A 13,982-nucleotide genomic window follows, 5' to 3' on the forward strand; every position below is an offset into this window, starting at 1 on the left:
CGCGAAAGGGAACCGGACGCGCGAGAACGTCACAACCCGTACTGAGCCTTCACTTCCTTGGTCCGGACGTGTTCGAACCAGAAGGACAGGAACGGGATGGTGCCCGCGATGCAGGTGAGGATGATCTTGCCGAGCGGCCACCGCACCTTGATGGCGAGGTCGATGGTGAAGATGAGGTAGACGAAGTAGACCCATCCGTGCACGATCGGCACGAAGTCCAGTGCGTCGACGTCGAAGCCGTATTTGAGCACCAGTTCGGCGACCAGCAGCAGCAACCACAGACCGGTGATCCAGGCCAGAATGCGGTAGCGCAGCAGCGCACCACGCACCTTGGCCACGGGCGTTCCGGTGGTGGGGTCGGTCGTCTCGGTCACCTCGGGCGTTCCTCACTGCTCTTCTCGGATGTGTCAGACCTGTCCAGGTCGGCCAGATAACTGTTGTACTCGGCCAGCGTGGCGTCGTCTCCCGCCGACGATGCACCGGTCAGCGACGACGCGCTCGGGGTCGAGGGCCGATCCGGGAGGATTCCCGCCGGGATCTCGGTCGGTCCGCTCGCCTCGTTGGCCGCCTTGCGTCGTTCCTCGGGGTCAACCTCCAACACGACGAAGCGCCGGTACGCCCACAGCACCGCGACGGCGAACGCCGGCCACTGCAACGCATAGCCGAGGTTCTGCGCCGTGCCCGACGACGACTCGTATCGATCCCACTGCCACCACGCGAGCACCAGGCACGCGGTGGCCGCGACGACCACCAGCGCGATCAGCGCCGGACGATGTCGGCGTCCGGCGGTGGAGGAACCAGATGACATACCCTCGACGGTACCTGGCCAGCACAGATCGGCCCGCGGGCGGTAGGCTGTCCCGGGCGCCGGTGTGGCCGGCGACACGCGCGAGTGGCGGAATTGGCAGACGCGCTGGATTTAGGTTCCAGTGTCTTCGGACGTGGGGGTTCAAGTCCCCCCTCGCGCACCACCGGATGTGCGACGTCACCACACTCTCCGCGACGTCATCGGTTTCGCCGGCCGCGCGGGTGGGCACAACCACTGCATTGGGTTTCGCCGATGCAAGGAGGCACTGGTGTCCGATGATCTCGACAAGCTGTGTGAGGACATCGCCGGCAAGGCGTCGCAGCGACGCATCGGTGTCGCCGAATCGCTGAGCGGAGGCAACATCGCCGCGCGGCTCAGTCGTGCGCCGTCGTCGGGCGACTGGTTCTCGGGCGGGATCATCGCGTACCGACCCGAGGTCAAACATCACTTGCTGCAGGTCCCCGACGGGCCGGTGGTGTGCGCCGCGGCGGCCGAAGCGATGGTCACGAGTTCGGCGCGGCTGCTCGAGGCCGATCTGGTGGTCGCGGTGACCGGTGAGGCCGGTCCGCAGAGTCAGGAGGACGATCCCGGCACTGTGTGGTTCGGCACTTTCGACGGCGGGGAGGTGACCAGCTCCTGCCGACTGTTCGACGGCGAGCCCGCCGAGATCGTGACGGCCACCATCACGTTCGCGCTCACCCTGCTGCACGAACGACTGCAGTCCTGAGGTGACGACGCGCCCGAGGTCAGGGCTTCGCGCGTCCCTCCACGTAGTGTCGACGACACAGCGCGCGGTACATGACCGGTCCGTCGCCGGTGTCGCCGACGGCGACCACCGCTCCGGTGCGCGCGATCTGCCCGTCGACGATGCGGGCGTTCAGGAATGCCGGCCGGCCGCACCAGCACAGCACGATCGCCTGCATCCGATGCACCTCGTCGGCGATCTCGACGAGGCACGCCGAACCGGGGAAGAGCGCCGACCGGAAATCGGTGAGCAAGCCGAAGGCGAACGCGTCGACGCCGCAGTCGTCGACGACCCGGGCCAGCTGCTCCACCTGCTCCGGCGTCAGGAACTGGGCTTCGTCGCACACAAGGTAGTCGAGCGGGTCGTAGTGGTGCCGATCGGTGACGATGGCGTACACGTCGTCCTCGGCCCCGAGTGCCAGTGCCTGCGCGCGCAGGCCGATGCGGCTGGTCACCACCGGTTCTGCGCTGCGGTCCATCGTGGTCAACAGCAGGCCCGATCGTCCCTGCTGCCCCTGGTTGAAGTGGGTCTGCAAGGCGAAAGTGGACTTCCCGGCGCCCATCGGCCCGTGATAGAAGATCAGCTCCGCGTCACTCGCCGTCATCGACACGATGATGCCGTACACACCGCCGGCGTGCGCGGCATCATCGTGTACGAAGTCATCTGCCGGTCACCGTCGTGGTCGTGCGGGTCACGTACCACAGGCCGCCGAGCGCCCACAGGTGCGCCAGGCGGATACGAGCGCGGTGATCAGTTGCCGTGCCCGTGGCAGTGTTTGGCGGCGGTCGGCGGCACATTCATCACCGGGCTGGCGTCGCTGAAGTTGTAGGGCTTCAACGTGAATCCGGCATAGTCGGTCGGCATGATCGGCCAGTCCTCGGTGCGGGGGAAATGGGTGAGCCCGAAGGTGTGCCACACCACGATGTCCTCGCCGTCGAGCGGGCGGTCTGCCTGCTGATAGGCGGGCAGTCCGTTGCCCAATGCGCTCTGGTTCACGAAATCACCGGCCGCGTAGCGCTCGGTGGCGTCGTAGCGGGTCACCCACAGTTGCCTGGTGGTGAATGCCGCACGTCCGGCGATCGACGACGCTGGATCGGCCAGCAACATCGGCGTCTGCTCGGCGTGCAGCGCATACGCCGGATGATGGCCCATCCGGCCGGTCTTCTCGGTGTTGAGGATGTGCCAGGTCCGTCCGGTGGCCGCGTTCGCGTCGCGGGCGGCATCGGCTTCCGATCCGATCCGGGTCCTGGCGAGCGTGAATGCGTTGCCCCACGGATTGTCCGGACCCATGGGGATTCTTGCCGCCTCGACCTCTTCGACGGCGTTGGACACCCCGTCGACGGTCATGTCCAGCCGGGCACTGAACAGGTGCTGGTGGTACGGCAGTCCCAGTCCGGGTGCGACCAGGCTCTGGTAGTCGGAGCCCTCCTCGGGGTAGGCGGCGGTGAACGCCACACCGGTCAGCTTCGCCTCGAGTTCGATGGTGCCGTCGAGGTATAGGTACCAGTAGAAGCCGTAGTCATAGTTGCCGACAGTGGTGAAGAAGCTGATCACCAGTCGTCGCTGCCGCCGCACCTCGCTCATCCCGGTGAAGATGTCGCTGTGCTTCCACAGGGTGCCGTAATCCTCCTCGTGCATGCACACCGCGTTGTTGATGGTTCGCGGGCTGCCCTGTTCATCGGCGAGGGTGGCGTCGAAGTAGTAGATCTCGCCGAGGCAGTCGCAGCCGAGTGTCAGTTCGTTGGCGTAACGCCCGAACACATACTCGCCGGTGTCGAAATAGTTCTGCCAGTAGCGGTTCGGTGACGGGTCCGCGTAGGGGACCACCATCTCGTTGATGGATGCGCGGTACATGACGTCCCGGCCCTGGAATCTGAGCTTGCGCAGAATGAGACCTTCGCGCTGGTCGTAGGAGATGTCGAGGCTCCAGTTGGTCCATTCGACGTGCTCACCATCGACGGTGAAGCTCGGACCGTCGGGTTGGGTGATCTCGATCGGTTTGAGGCCCTCCAACGGCGGTCCGGCGACTTCCGGGGTGTCGAAGTTGCCGGATTCGGCCGGCACGTCGAAGACCCGGTAGTCCACCAGATCGACGATCTCGCGGTTGATGATGTCGACATAGGCGCACAGTCCGTCGACCGGATGTGCCCACGGCAGGTCCTTCTCGTGCTCCTGGACGAAGGCGAAGGATCGGATGATGCGCCGACCGGCCTCGTTCGGGTTGTCGTAGGTGCCCGCCGACAGCGGCACCGCGACGGTCTTCGCCGGATCGATGCCGCGCTTGCCCAGCGCCGCATTCCACTGCGGCTCGCCCGCGAGGAATTCGGCCACGATCTCGAACTCGGCGTCGAGGATGGGCAACTGCCCGACCGCCGCGTCGACGTCCTCGACGCTCACCACGGCCGCGTCGGTCAGCGAGACGATCGCGTCGGTGGCCGCACCGGAGACCATGTCGATCATCATCACCCGGGCCCGGCGCTCGGGTGCGGGTCCGTTGCCGGCGTCGTGGGCGAGAATGTCGGCCTTGTCGGGCTCTTCGAGTCCGACGTAGACGAAGCGGGTGGTGGTGACCACCCGGCCGGATTCGGTGAGAACGGCGCGGGCCGAGGTGATCTCATCGGCGGTGAGGCTGGACAGCGGACGGGTGACGGAGGCGGGTGTGTTGTCGAGTGCGGTCATGGTTCGGGTTTCCTTTCGCTCGGGGCTCGCCCGACTCCCCGGCACACCTGGCGATGCGGGCGGCATCGAGCGAAGCCAGGGATTCTCCGAGGTGTTCGGGCCGAGGAGGCATGGACTGGGACGGGACCGACCGAAGTTGTGGCGGGCAGCGTTGCGCGCCGGGCTGAGCATCCAGGCCCGGTCGCAGGCCCACTCGACGTCGCGGCGCCACTCGTCGATATTCGTGCTCGAGGCCGGCGCGTCGCTGGTGTGGAGTGCGCTCGGGGCAGTCGCGATGGTCGCTTCCGTCGCCATCGTATTGCGCGAGTTCGCCTCGCGCATGGTGGCGCCCGGTGGGCTGTCCACGGTCTTCGCCCTGAGTCAGACGGCGTTGTTCACCCTCGAATCGGGTGGGCGTGGATCATCCGTCGTCGCTCCCGATCCGCTCCGCAGACGTGACGATCGGGCTGCCCGCCGATGACGGCGAACAGCCCGATGACCCGCAATCACGCAGCGACCGCGACCTTCGCGAACCGGTCGGTGTGGTCGGACTCGAGACGTTCCTCGAGCTCTTCCAGTGTGGTGCCCTTGGTTTCCGGCACGGTGCGGAAGACGAAGATCCACGACGCGATGTTGACCAGCACGAACAACCCGAAGGTTCCGGTGGAACCCAGGGCCGAGTTGAGCAACGGGAACACGAACGAAATCAGTGCGTTGGTGCACCACAGCACGAATACGGCGATCCCCATGGCGAACCCGCGGACGCTGAGGGGGAAGATCTCCGACAGCAGCAGCCAGACGCAGGTCCCGATGAACATCTGCACGAAGGCGACGAATGCCACCATGCAGGCCAGGATGACGTAGCTGCGCATCGTTGTCTCCGGCAGCAGGAAGGTCGTCGCGAGGGCGGCCTGCGACGCGGCGACGCCGGCGAAGCCGGTGAGCAGCATGGCGCGGCGACCGATGTAGCCGAGCAGGATGATGCCGATGATCGTGGTGATCACCGAGGTGACGCCGACGGCGATCGTCGCGACGAGTGCGGCACTCACGCCCAGGCCGCTCTGTTCGAGAATCGTCGGTGCGTAGTAGTTGACGGTGTTGATGCCGGTGGCCTGCTGGACGATGGCCAGGCCGCAGCCGATCAGCACGATGCGCCGAATCCACGGCACGTCCCGGATCACCGACAGTGGGGTGCGGTTCGAGGAGAGCATGTGATGGGTGTGGTCGGCGATGATGTCGTATTCCGCTGCGGCCTCCGCGGGAGTGCGGCTCAAACCGAGCACCGTGCGCGCATCGTCCATGCGGCCCTTGAACGCATACCAACGCGGTGAGTCCGGCAGTGCGAGCATGCCGACCAGCAGCGCGATCGCGGGGATGGACGCGACGGCGAGCATGATGCGCCAGACGTGCGGGTCCTGGATGAGGTGGTCGAGGGCGGCGTTGGTGGCGAAGGCGAGCATCTGCCCGGTGACGATCATCAGTTCATTGATGGTGACCATGCGGCCGCGACGATCTGCCGGTGCCATCTCGGCCAGGTACAGGGGGCAGGTGACCGCGGCGGCGCCGACGCCGAAGCCCAGGATGATGCGCGCGACGACCATGGCCGAGACCGATGGGGCGAGCGCGCATGCCAACGCGCCGACCAGGAAGATCGCCCCGCACAGCAGGAGAGTGCGCTTGCGACCGAGGCGATCGGCGATACGTCCGCCGAACAGCGCGCCGAAGGCGGCGCCGGGGAACAGCAACGAGCTGACCACCATCGCCTCGGTGAAGGAGGTGAGTGCCAGGTCATCCTTCATGTAGAGCAGGGCGCCGGAGATGACGCCCGTGTCATAGCCGAACAACAGCCCGCCCAGCGTTGCGATGACGGTCAGCTTGGTCAAGAAGCGCCTGTTCGACGCTGTTCCCGCTGTGGTGGTCATGGGGAGTACCTCAACTCTTCGGGGATCTAACGCGCGTTAGTAACGCGCGTAAGTACTATGATGTGAGATCTGGGCCACTGTGTCAACAGTCACAGTGAAGAAAGGGAGTGAAGGATGGCGCAGAAGAGCGCGAATCGACGTCCGACGATGGCCGATGTGGCGGCTCGGGCCGGGGTGTCACGAACGCTGGTGTCCTTCATCCTGGACGGCAAACCCGGTGCGAGCGAGGACACGCGGCGACGCGTGTTGGAGATCGCCGACGAGCTCGGCTATCGCCCGGATGCGGCGGCCCGGCTGCTCGCGCTCGGGAAGAGCCGGACCCTCGGCGTCTTGATAGATGTGTCGCAGCTCTTCGAGGCCGAACTGGTGACCGGCATCTACCCGGCGGCCGAGAAGTCCGGCTACGACGTGTTGTTGACCGCGAATCTTCCTGGGCGCGACGAGGCTGCCTCCGTCGAGGCGCTGGTGGACCATCGGTGTGGTGCGGTGATACTGCTCGGCCCGATGGCGTCGCCGGCAGAACTCAGCGCCCTGGGCACACGCGCCCCGCTGGTCGTGGTCGGGCGGCGGTTGCCGGATGACGTGATCGGGGACCGCGTGGCGACGGTGCGGACCGATGACGCCAAGGGCGTCGCGCTGGCCGTCGACTACCTGGTGCAACTCGGGCACCGTGACATCCTGCATGTCGACGGCGGCCAGGACCCGGCGTCGGACGACCGTCGGGCCGCGTATCGATCGTCGATGCGGCGGCACGGGCTCGAGAGCTGGATTCGCGTGGTGCCGGGGGCGCACAACGAGGCCGCAGGCGCCGATGCGGCACATGTGATCCTGGCCGGGAGTCGTTTGCCCACAGCTATTCTGGCCGGGAACGATCGATGTGCCCTCGGGCTGCTCGACGTGTTCACCCGCGCCGGTGTCGACATCCCCGGCGAGGTCTCGTTGATGGGCTACGACGACAGCCGATTGTCCGACAACCCGCGTATCGCCCTCACCACGATCCACCAGGACGCGCAAGGCCTTGCGGAGCAGTCGGTGGCACTCGCCGTCGATCTGCTCACCGGGGCGGACATCGCCGAACCCGATGTGGTGCTCGAGCCGTCGTTGAGGGTGCGTGGCACGACGGCGGCGCCGCGGGGTTGATCGGGATCCGAGGATCTCGATACGCACGCTCGCCTGGCGGCTCGCGGGCTACTCGATCAGCGAGAGTTTGCGGGCTACTCGATCCGCGAACGGAGCGTCCATTCGGCATTCCGGTGGTCGAGTAGGGGTCGAGCCGCCAGGCGAGAGCCCGTATCGAGACCATCACCACCACAACATCATTCACCGGGAAAAGCGATCCCGACCTGCGCTCTGATGCGATCCATGACGTCGAGCGTCCCGATCACGTCGGCAGGTGGGTGGACCTCGGAGTCGACTGCTCCCGCGGCGATCTGTCGGGCAGCGTCCACCGCGGAGAAATGCAGCCCGTCTGTGTGGGTACCCGGCTCCTCGTCGTGCACGAGCACGTCGCCGGTCCGCGGCACGAGCCGGAACGGCCCGGGCTGATAGAAGGGCCCAGGCAGATCCAGGTATGCGTCCTCGCCGGCGACGAATGCCGTCGTCGGCGTGTTGGACAGAATCGTCGTGTGCACCAACGACTGACTGCCCCCGACGTGTCCCAGGGTCGCCGAGACCTGGCCGTTGAGTTCGTCGTTCGCCGGTTGACCGATGGCCGACACGGCAGCGACGTGACCGAGCGTCCAGTAGGCGAAGGCGATCGGATAGGTGCCGAGGTCGAGCATCGGTCCACCGGCCAATGCGGTGTCGTAGATGCGGTGGTCGGTGGTGAAGAACTCGCCGTGATCGGCCGCGACCGTGCGGATCTCGCCGAGCAGGCCGTTGGCGAGGATCTGACCGAGCACGTCGAACTTGGGTAGGAAGCGGGTCCACATCGCCTCACCGGCGAAGACGCCGGCGTTCTGGGCGGCCGTGAACACCTCGCGCGCCTGATTGGCGTTGATACCCAGGGGCTTCTCGATCAGCACGTGCTTTCCTGCGGCAATCGCGTCCAGTGCGCAGCGATGGTGCTGTGGATGCGGGGTGCTGACATAGACGATCTCGACGAGGGGGTCGGCAAGCAACGACTCGTACGAGCCGTGCGCCGCCTCGACCCCCATTCGCCTGGCGAACTCATCGGCGCGCTGGGCGGAACGCGATCCGACCGCGACGACCTGCTGGGTGGTGTTCTTATTGAGGGCTTCGACGAAGCGCTGCGCGATCCACCCCGGACCCATGACACCCCAACGTAGTTCCGGGGCGGTCATGGGATCGAGGGTGCGAGGTGCGGGCAACCGTGTCAGCACGTCAGCCCCGGTACTTGGCGACGTAGTCGGTCATCGTGGACAACTGGTAGCGCGAGACCTCGTGGGCATTCTCGTTCTCCGCGAACACACTCGAGACCATGACCGTGTCGTCGCGATCGTAGAAGCCGATCTCGCCCAAGGTGCCGAAGAATTCGTCCCAGTTGACGTCACCATCGCCGATCTTGAGGTGCTGATGTACGCGCACCGCATTTCCGGGCGGATTGGTGATGTAGCGAAGACCATGAGAGGCATGATGATCCATGGTGTCGGCGACATGCACCAGGCGCAGCATGTCACCGGCGGTGGTCATGATCTCGGCCATGTTCCCACCCATGTGGAAGCTGTGGCAAGCGACGTACACCAGCCCGACGTTCTTCGAGTTGATGCCCCGGATCATCCGGATGGCGGCCAGGCCGTCCTCGACGAAATCGTCGGGGTGCGGATCGATCCGGACGTCGATGCCTTCGCGCTCGATGATCGGCACGAGTTCTTCCATCGACCGGAAGAAGGCCCGTTCGGACTCCTCGGACTTCTCGGGACGGCCGGAGAACTCGGTGTTCATCACGGTGACGCCGAGGTCGACGGTGATCTGAATCGCCCGTTTCCAGTAGCGGACCGCGGCCTCGCGGGCGTCCTCGTCGGGCCCCGACCAGCGCAGCACCGGCAGCACCGAGGCGATGCCGACGCCCGCGTCGGCACAGGCCTTGCGGAACTTCGCCACCAGGGCGTCGTCGGCCTTGGGGTGGTTGAAGAAGGGGATCATGTCCACCTGCGGCGTCAACTGCAGGTACTCGTAGCCGAGATCGGCGACGACACCGGGCAATTCGAGCAGTGAATGGCTGTGGTGGAACGGGGTGGGGTCGAGTGCAACCTTCATCGTCGGGACTCCTCAGCGTGGTCAGCGGAAGCGGACGGCCGGAACACCGCAGGAGCCGAGGTACTTCTGGGTCCGCTGGGCGATGGGCAACGGGGCATCCGGGGAGCAGGGGTACATGTCCTGCTCGACGATCGCGAAGATGTCGACGTCGAGGTCGGCGACCGCCTCGAGCAGCGGCGGCATCTCCGGGATGCCACGTGGCGGCTCGGTCATCGCGCCCAGGCGCACGGCCTCACCGAACGGCAGGTCGTCGGCGGCCACCTTGGCGCGCACCGCTTCGTCGACCTGCTTGAGGTGCAGGTAGCCGATCCGCTCGGGGTGGTTGCGGATGATGGCGAGATTGTCACCGCCGCAATAGCTCACGTGACCGGTGTCGAGGCAGAGGTTGACGAACTCGCCGTCGGTGTTCTCGAGGAACCGGTAGATGTTCTCCTCGGTGTCCACGTGACTGTCGGCGTGCGGATGATACTGCGCACGCACGCCGTACTTCTCGAACATCGCCTTGCCGAGTTCGTCCATGCCCTCGGTCTTCTTGCGCCACTGCTCATCGGTCAGGTCGCGGTCCTCGAGGACGTCACCGGTCGCGGGATCGCGCCACATCTCCGGGATCACCACGACGTGCTTGCCCCCGACCGCCGCCGTGAGTTTGGCGACGTCCTCGATCTGGGTCCATACCGCGTCCCACGAATTGTCCTGGTGCAGGTGCTCGAAGACGGTGCCGGCCGACAGCTGCAGTCCACGCTCGCCGAGTTCGTCGAGCAGTTGTGTCGGGTCGGTGGGCAGGTAGCCGAACGGGCCCAGCTCGATCCACTCGTAACCCGATGCCGCGACCTCGTCCAGGAATCGGGTGTACGGGGTCTGCTGCGGATCGTCCGGAAACCAGACGCCCCAGGAGTCCGGTGCGGAGCCGACGACGATGTTGCTCATGTGTTCTATCCCTTCGGTAGGTCGTGATCAGTGCGTGGTGACTGCGCTGGGCGTCACCGGGTAGGTGATGGTTTCGCGATTGCCGGTCCGCAGCGAACGCGCGGCGGCCTCGGCGATGGCCTGCGCCTTGAGCGCCTCGTCGAGCGTGGGGCCGATGTCTGCGCCGGTGGTGAGGGCCGCGAGGAAGTGGTCGAGTGCGGCGCGGTAGGTCGGCGCGACACGCTCGAACCAACCGGCGTGCAGCCCGTCGCCGACGATGCGGCCGGGCCCGTACCGGGATACCGATCCGATTGGTCGGCGGCCGGATTCGATCATGCCGTCCGAACCGAGAACCTCGATACGTTCGTCGTAGCCGTACCCCGTTCGCCGCGCACTGTCGATCTGCACGAGTGCGCCGCTGGGCATCCGCAGCGTGACGACCGAGGTGTCGACGTCGCCGAGTTGCGCCATTCGGGGGTCGGTGAACACGGATCCCGCAGCGAACACATCGACCGGATCCTCGCCCGTGATCCATCGGGCGAGGTCGAAGAAGTGCACGGTCTGATCGCGCATCTGACCGCCGGAGGTCGCGATGTAGTCCAGTGGCGGAAGCGACGGGCCGCGGGAGGTCAACTGGATGAGCTCCACTCCGCCGATCTCGCCGGCACGGACCGACCGATGCAACTCGCGGTGGTCGCGATCGAAGCGCCGGTTGAAGTCCACCATGGTCGCCACGCCGGCCGCGGTCACCTGCGCCACGGTGTCGATTGCATGTGCCAGATCCAGATCGATCGGCTTCTCGCAGAAGGTGGGCAGTCCCGCTGCGGCCGCGCGCCGCAGGTGGTCGGCGTGGGTATCGGTCGACGATGCGATCAGAACCGCGTCGACGTGGTCGGAGTCGTAGATGTCGGTGTCGGTGAGGGGTTGGGTTCCCATCCGGTCGGCGAGGTCACCGGCCCGGGCGGCATCGATGTCTGCGACACCCACAAACCGCACCTCGGGGTGCTCGGCGAGGTTCCGCGCATGCACCGAGCCGATGAAGCCGGCGCCGACGAGAGCGATGCGTACCAATTCGGACTCCTGTGTGAGACAGTTATGGGACATGACTGGGACCGGTCCCAGTCACCATACGTGGTGTGGATCACGGAGGCAATAGGATGATCGATCGTGAGTGAGAACGAAGCGGGGATCGACCTCGTCGGCAACCGGCGACCGGCGACGATCCGGGATGTCGCCGCTCATGCGGGGGTGTCGAAGTCAGTGGTGTCACGCGTGCTGCGCGATGAGCCGAATGTCAGTGCGGAGCGGCGGGCGCGGGTCCGCGACGCGATGGCCGAACTCGGGTACCGGCCCAACACCATCGCCCGCGGACTGTCGGAGTCGCGTAGTGGCACGGTCGGCGTGGTCATCAACGATTTGCGTAACCCGTGGTACGTGAGTCTTCTCGAGGGCTTGGCAACGACCTTCGACGCCGTCGACATCGCGCCGTTGCTGGTCGACAGTCGTCTGGACCACCAGGTCGGCCGCGACACCGTGGAGACGCTGCTGTCGCGGCAGGTCGACGGGCTGGTCGTGGTCGGCACCACCGACGCGCGCGTCGACGTGGAGCGTGCGGCGCAATCGATCCCGGTGGTGCTGGCGGGCACGCTGGAGCCCGACCTGCCGACCGTGGACATCGCGGTCGACGACGATCGGGTCGGTGCGCGCCTGGCGACCGAACATCTGCTGGCACTGGGACATCGCCGGCTGGGCCACATCCAGGGGCCCGGAATGGTCGGCCGGCTGCGCCGCGAAGGCTTCGAGGAGACGATCGCCGCGGCGGGTGCTGCCGACAAGTGCGTTGTGGAATACGGCGGGACCACCGAGGAGGGGGGATATGCGGCAACGGTTCGCCTACTCGACTCGTCGCTGCCGCCGTCGGCGATCCTGGCGTTCAATGACATGGCCTCGCTGGGGGCGATGTCGGCCGCCGACGATCGCGGATTGTCGATACCGCGCGATCTGTCGTTGATCGGCTACGACGACACGCAATTGGCCAGTTTGCGGCACATCTCGTTGACCTCGGTGGACAACGGCAACTTCACGGTCGGCGCGCAAGCGGCGAAGTTCTTGCTGCGGCGGATGGGTCGGCTCGACGCGCCGCAGCAGATCTATCGGCACACACCGCAACTGGTGGTGCGACGGACCACGGCCGAGCCGCGGTGAATTGCGACTCGGCCGTGACGTCGATTGGTCAGCCGCGAGCGTGCCAGGCGGCGGCGACCAGGGCGGGCTGGCCGAACAAGCGGATGAATCGCTTGCGATCGGTGTCCAGCCCGAAGGCATCGATCTTGTTGCGGTACTGATGGATGTTCCCGGGGAACACAGCGACGAAGAATGCGGCCGCGACGGTGCCGATCGTCCGGCGGTGCTTCGGGAGCGCGATCAGGCCGGTGCCCAGCGCGATCTCGGCAACCCCGGAGCCGACGACCGTCAGATCTGGGTCGACGGGAACGAAATCGGGTACCTGCGCCTGGAATTCCTTGCGCTGGAACGTGAGATGTCCAATGCCCGCGGTGGTCAGGATGGTACCCAGAGCCAGGCGGGCGACTCGCCGCGATGTCGGTTCATCGCTCGGCAGGAGGGAGGTCATGATGTCCTTTCCGGTGCGACGTGGGTTGGCGATCAGTCCTCGGCGACGGTGAGATTCACCTCGATGTTGCCGCGGGTGGCGTTCGAATACGGGCATACCTCATGTGCCATGTTCACCAGCTGGTGTGCCGCGTCCTCGGCGACGGCCGGGAGGGTGACCTCGAGTTCCACGGCGAGCTGGAATCCGCCGGAATCGGTGGACCCCAGAGACACCCGTGCACCGACCGAGGAGTCGGTGACGTCGGCGCCGGCCTGTCCGGCGACCAGACGCAGTGCACTGTGGAAACACGCCGCATACCCGGCGGCGAACAGTTGCTCGGGATTGGTGCCCACCCCCGACCCGCCCAGCTCCTTGGGCATGTCCAGGTCGAGATCGACTTTGCCATCCGATGTCCGTGCGTGACCGTTGCGGCCGTCTCCGGTGGCGAGTGCCTCCGCGGTGTAGATCGGGGTCATGTGGTGCGTCCTTTCGTGGGTTCGTCGAGATGTCGACGGAGCTCGTCGGTGAGGTGGTGCAGGGTCGAGCGCAGTTGGGTGAGATCGTCTATGTCAAAGGTGAATTCGTCGTCTCGCTGGTGCTCGGATGTCTCCGCGATGGCCGCGGTCAGCGAGTCGTAGACGCAATCCGCGCGGGCTCCGAGCGCGACGCCCTCGGGGGTGAGGGCGACGGTGACCGAACGCTCGTCCGACGACGACCGGCGACGGGTCAGGTATCCGAGTGTCTCGAGCCTGCGGAGCAGCGGGGAGACGGTCCCGGAATCCAACTGCAGTCGACGGCACAACCGGGACACGGTGATCTCGTCCTCCTCCCACAGCACCAGCATCGCCAGGTACTGCGGGTAGGTGAGACCCAGTTCGGCGAGCCCTGGCCGTTGCGCCGCGATCACGGCACGAGACGCGGAGTAGAGCGCGAAGCACAGTTGCTCGTCGAGTCGGATATCGGTCACGAATCCGACCGTACACGATTTAAGTTGTGCACAACATAGTTGTGGGAGATCTCGGCCCGGTGTCAATCAATGTTGACGATCGACGGTGGGTGGTGCAGGGTGCTGGAGTGTTCACGCAGGCGATGCGCAAGAAGTATCGGAGATTC

General features: G+C 66.1%; 16 protein-coding genes and 1 tRNA gene. 5 read left to right on the forward strand and 12 right to left on the reverse strand.

Annotated features, from left to right (window positions below; genetic code table 11):
* Positions 1–29: 29 nt before the first annotated feature.
* A complete protein-coding gene (locus NWF22_RS19920; RefSeq protein ID WP_160902736.1) occupies positions 30–374 on the reverse strand; it encodes a DUF3817 domain-containing protein in 345 nt (114 codons plus the stop codon).
* Complete coding sequence (locus tag NWF22_RS19925; RefSeq protein WP_160902735.1) at positions 371–808, reverse strand: transcriptional regulator; 438 nt, start codon at positions 806–808, stop codon at positions 371–373. Before NWF22_RS19925 ends, NWF22_RS19920 begins: the two co-directional genes overlap by 4 nt.
* A gap of 78 nt (positions 809–886) precedes the next feature.
* On the opposite strand from NWF22_RS19925, the gene NWF22_RS19930 reads away from it, so the two are divergent.
* Positions 887–971: transfer RNA gene (locus NWF22_RS19930), tRNA-Leu, on the forward strand.
* A 105-nt stretch (positions 972–1,076) separates the two neighbouring features.
* Positions 1,077–1,535 (forward strand): CinA family protein, encoded by a 459-nt coding sequence (locus tag NWF22_RS19935; RefSeq protein WP_258321221.1) that lies wholly within the window; start codon positions 1,077–1,079, stop codon positions 1,533–1,535.
* 19 nt (positions 1,536–1,554) lie between these two features.
* On the opposite strand, the gene NWF22_RS19940 is transcribed toward NWF22_RS19935, so the two are convergent.
* The gene (locus NWF22_RS19940; RefSeq protein ID WP_160902734.1) at positions 1,555–2,157 is read right to left on the reverse strand and encodes a thymidine kinase; all 603 of its coding nucleotides are present in this window, start codon (positions 2,155–2,157) and stop codon (positions 1,555–1,557) included.
* Between the two features lie 146 nt (positions 2,158–2,303).
* On the reverse strand, positions 2,304–4,232 hold the full coding sequence (locus NWF22_RS19945) for a primary-amine oxidase (protein ID WP_160902733.1): 1,929 nt from the start codon (positions 4,230–4,232) through the stop codon (positions 2,304–2,306).
* Here NWF22_RS19945 and NWF22_RS19950 point away from each other — a divergent pair.
* Complete coding sequence (locus NWF22_RS19950) at positions 4,231–4,692, forward strand: hypothetical protein (protein ID WP_160902732.1); 462 nt, start codon at positions 4,231–4,233, stop codon at positions 4,690–4,692. The two genes, NWF22_RS19945 and NWF22_RS19950, sit on opposite strands and share 2 nt — an antisense overlap.
* 25 nt (positions 4,693–4,717) lie before the next feature.
* On the opposite strand, the gene NWF22_RS19955 is transcribed toward NWF22_RS19950, so the two are convergent.
* Positions 4,718–6,133 (reverse strand): sugar porter family MFS transporter, encoded by a 1,416-nt coding sequence (locus NWF22_RS19955; RefSeq protein ID WP_160902731.1) that lies wholly within the window; start codon positions 6,131–6,133, stop codon positions 4,718–4,720.
* 114 nt (positions 6,134–6,247) lie between these two features.
* Here NWF22_RS19955 and NWF22_RS19960 point away from each other — a divergent pair, with 114 nt between their 5' ends.
* The gene (locus NWF22_RS19960; protein ID WP_233751181.1) at positions 6,248–7,273 is read left to right on the forward strand and encodes a LacI family DNA-binding transcriptional regulator; all 1,026 of its coding nucleotides are present in this window, start codon (positions 6,248–6,250) and stop codon (positions 7,271–7,273) included.
* A gap of 176 nt (positions 7,274–7,449) precedes the next feature.
* Here the strand turns inward: NWF22_RS19960 and NWF22_RS19965 are convergent, their stop codons facing one another.
* From NWF22_RS19965 to NWF22_RS19980, 4 genes are read right to left on the reverse strand one after another with little or no spacing between them, the layout of a single operon-like run.
* Positions 7,450–8,436: a Gfo/Idh/MocA family protein gene (locus tag NWF22_RS19965; protein ID WP_202398619.1), complete on the reverse strand. Its 987-nt coding sequence runs from the start codon at positions 8,434–8,436 to the stop codon at positions 7,450–7,452.
* Between the two features lie 40 nt (positions 8,437–8,476).
* Positions 8,477–9,352, reverse strand: a complete 876-nt coding sequence (locus NWF22_RS19970) for a sugar phosphate isomerase/epimerase family protein (protein WP_160902729.1) — start codon at positions 9,350–9,352, stop codon at positions 8,477–8,479.
* A 21-nt stretch (positions 9,353–9,373) separates the two neighbouring features.
* Entirely contained in the window at positions 9,374–10,279 is a 906-nt protein-coding gene (locus tag NWF22_RS19975) for a sugar phosphate isomerase/epimerase family protein (protein WP_160902728.1), read from the reverse strand.
* A 27-nt stretch (positions 10,280–10,306) separates the two neighbouring features.
* Positions 10,307–11,329, reverse strand: coding sequence for a Gfo/Idh/MocA family protein (locus NWF22_RS19980; RefSeq protein ID WP_160902727.1), 1,023 nt, complete (start codon positions 11,327–11,329; stop codon positions 10,307–10,309).
* Positions 11,330–11,425: 96 nt separating this feature from the next.
* Here NWF22_RS19980 and NWF22_RS19985 point away from each other — a divergent pair, with 96 nt between their 5' ends.
* A complete protein-coding gene (locus NWF22_RS19985) occupies positions 11,426–12,463 on the forward strand; it encodes a LacI family DNA-binding transcriptional regulator (RefSeq protein ID WP_160902726.1) in 1,038 nt (345 codons plus the stop codon).
* Positions 12,464–12,491: 28 nt separating this feature from the next.
* On the opposite strand, the gene NWF22_RS19990 is transcribed toward NWF22_RS19985, so the two are convergent.
* From NWF22_RS19990 to NWF22_RS20000, 3 genes are read right to left on the reverse strand one after another with little or no spacing between them, the layout of a single operon-like run.
* Positions 12,492–12,890 (reverse strand): DoxX family protein, encoded by a 399-nt coding sequence (locus tag NWF22_RS19990; RefSeq protein ID WP_160902725.1) that lies wholly within the window; start codon positions 12,888–12,890, stop codon positions 12,492–12,494.
* Positions 12,891–12,922: 32 nt separating this feature from the next.
* Positions 12,923–13,345, reverse strand: a complete 423-nt coding sequence (locus NWF22_RS19995; protein WP_160902724.1) for an organic hydroperoxide resistance protein — start codon at positions 13,343–13,345, stop codon at positions 12,923–12,925.
* Complete coding sequence (locus NWF22_RS20000; protein ID WP_160902723.1) at positions 13,342–13,836, reverse strand: MarR family winged helix-turn-helix transcriptional regulator; 495 nt, start codon at positions 13,834–13,836, stop codon at positions 13,342–13,344. Before NWF22_RS20000 ends, NWF22_RS19995 begins: the two co-directional genes overlap by 4 nt.
* Between the last annotated feature and the right edge of the window lie 146 nt (positions 13,837–13,982).

The sequence above is a fragment of the Gordonia mangrovi genome, from assembly GCF_024734075.1.
GTDB classification, from domain to species: domain Bacteria; phylum Actinomycetota; class Actinomycetes; order Mycobacteriales; family Mycobacteriaceae; genus Gordonia; species Gordonia mangrovi.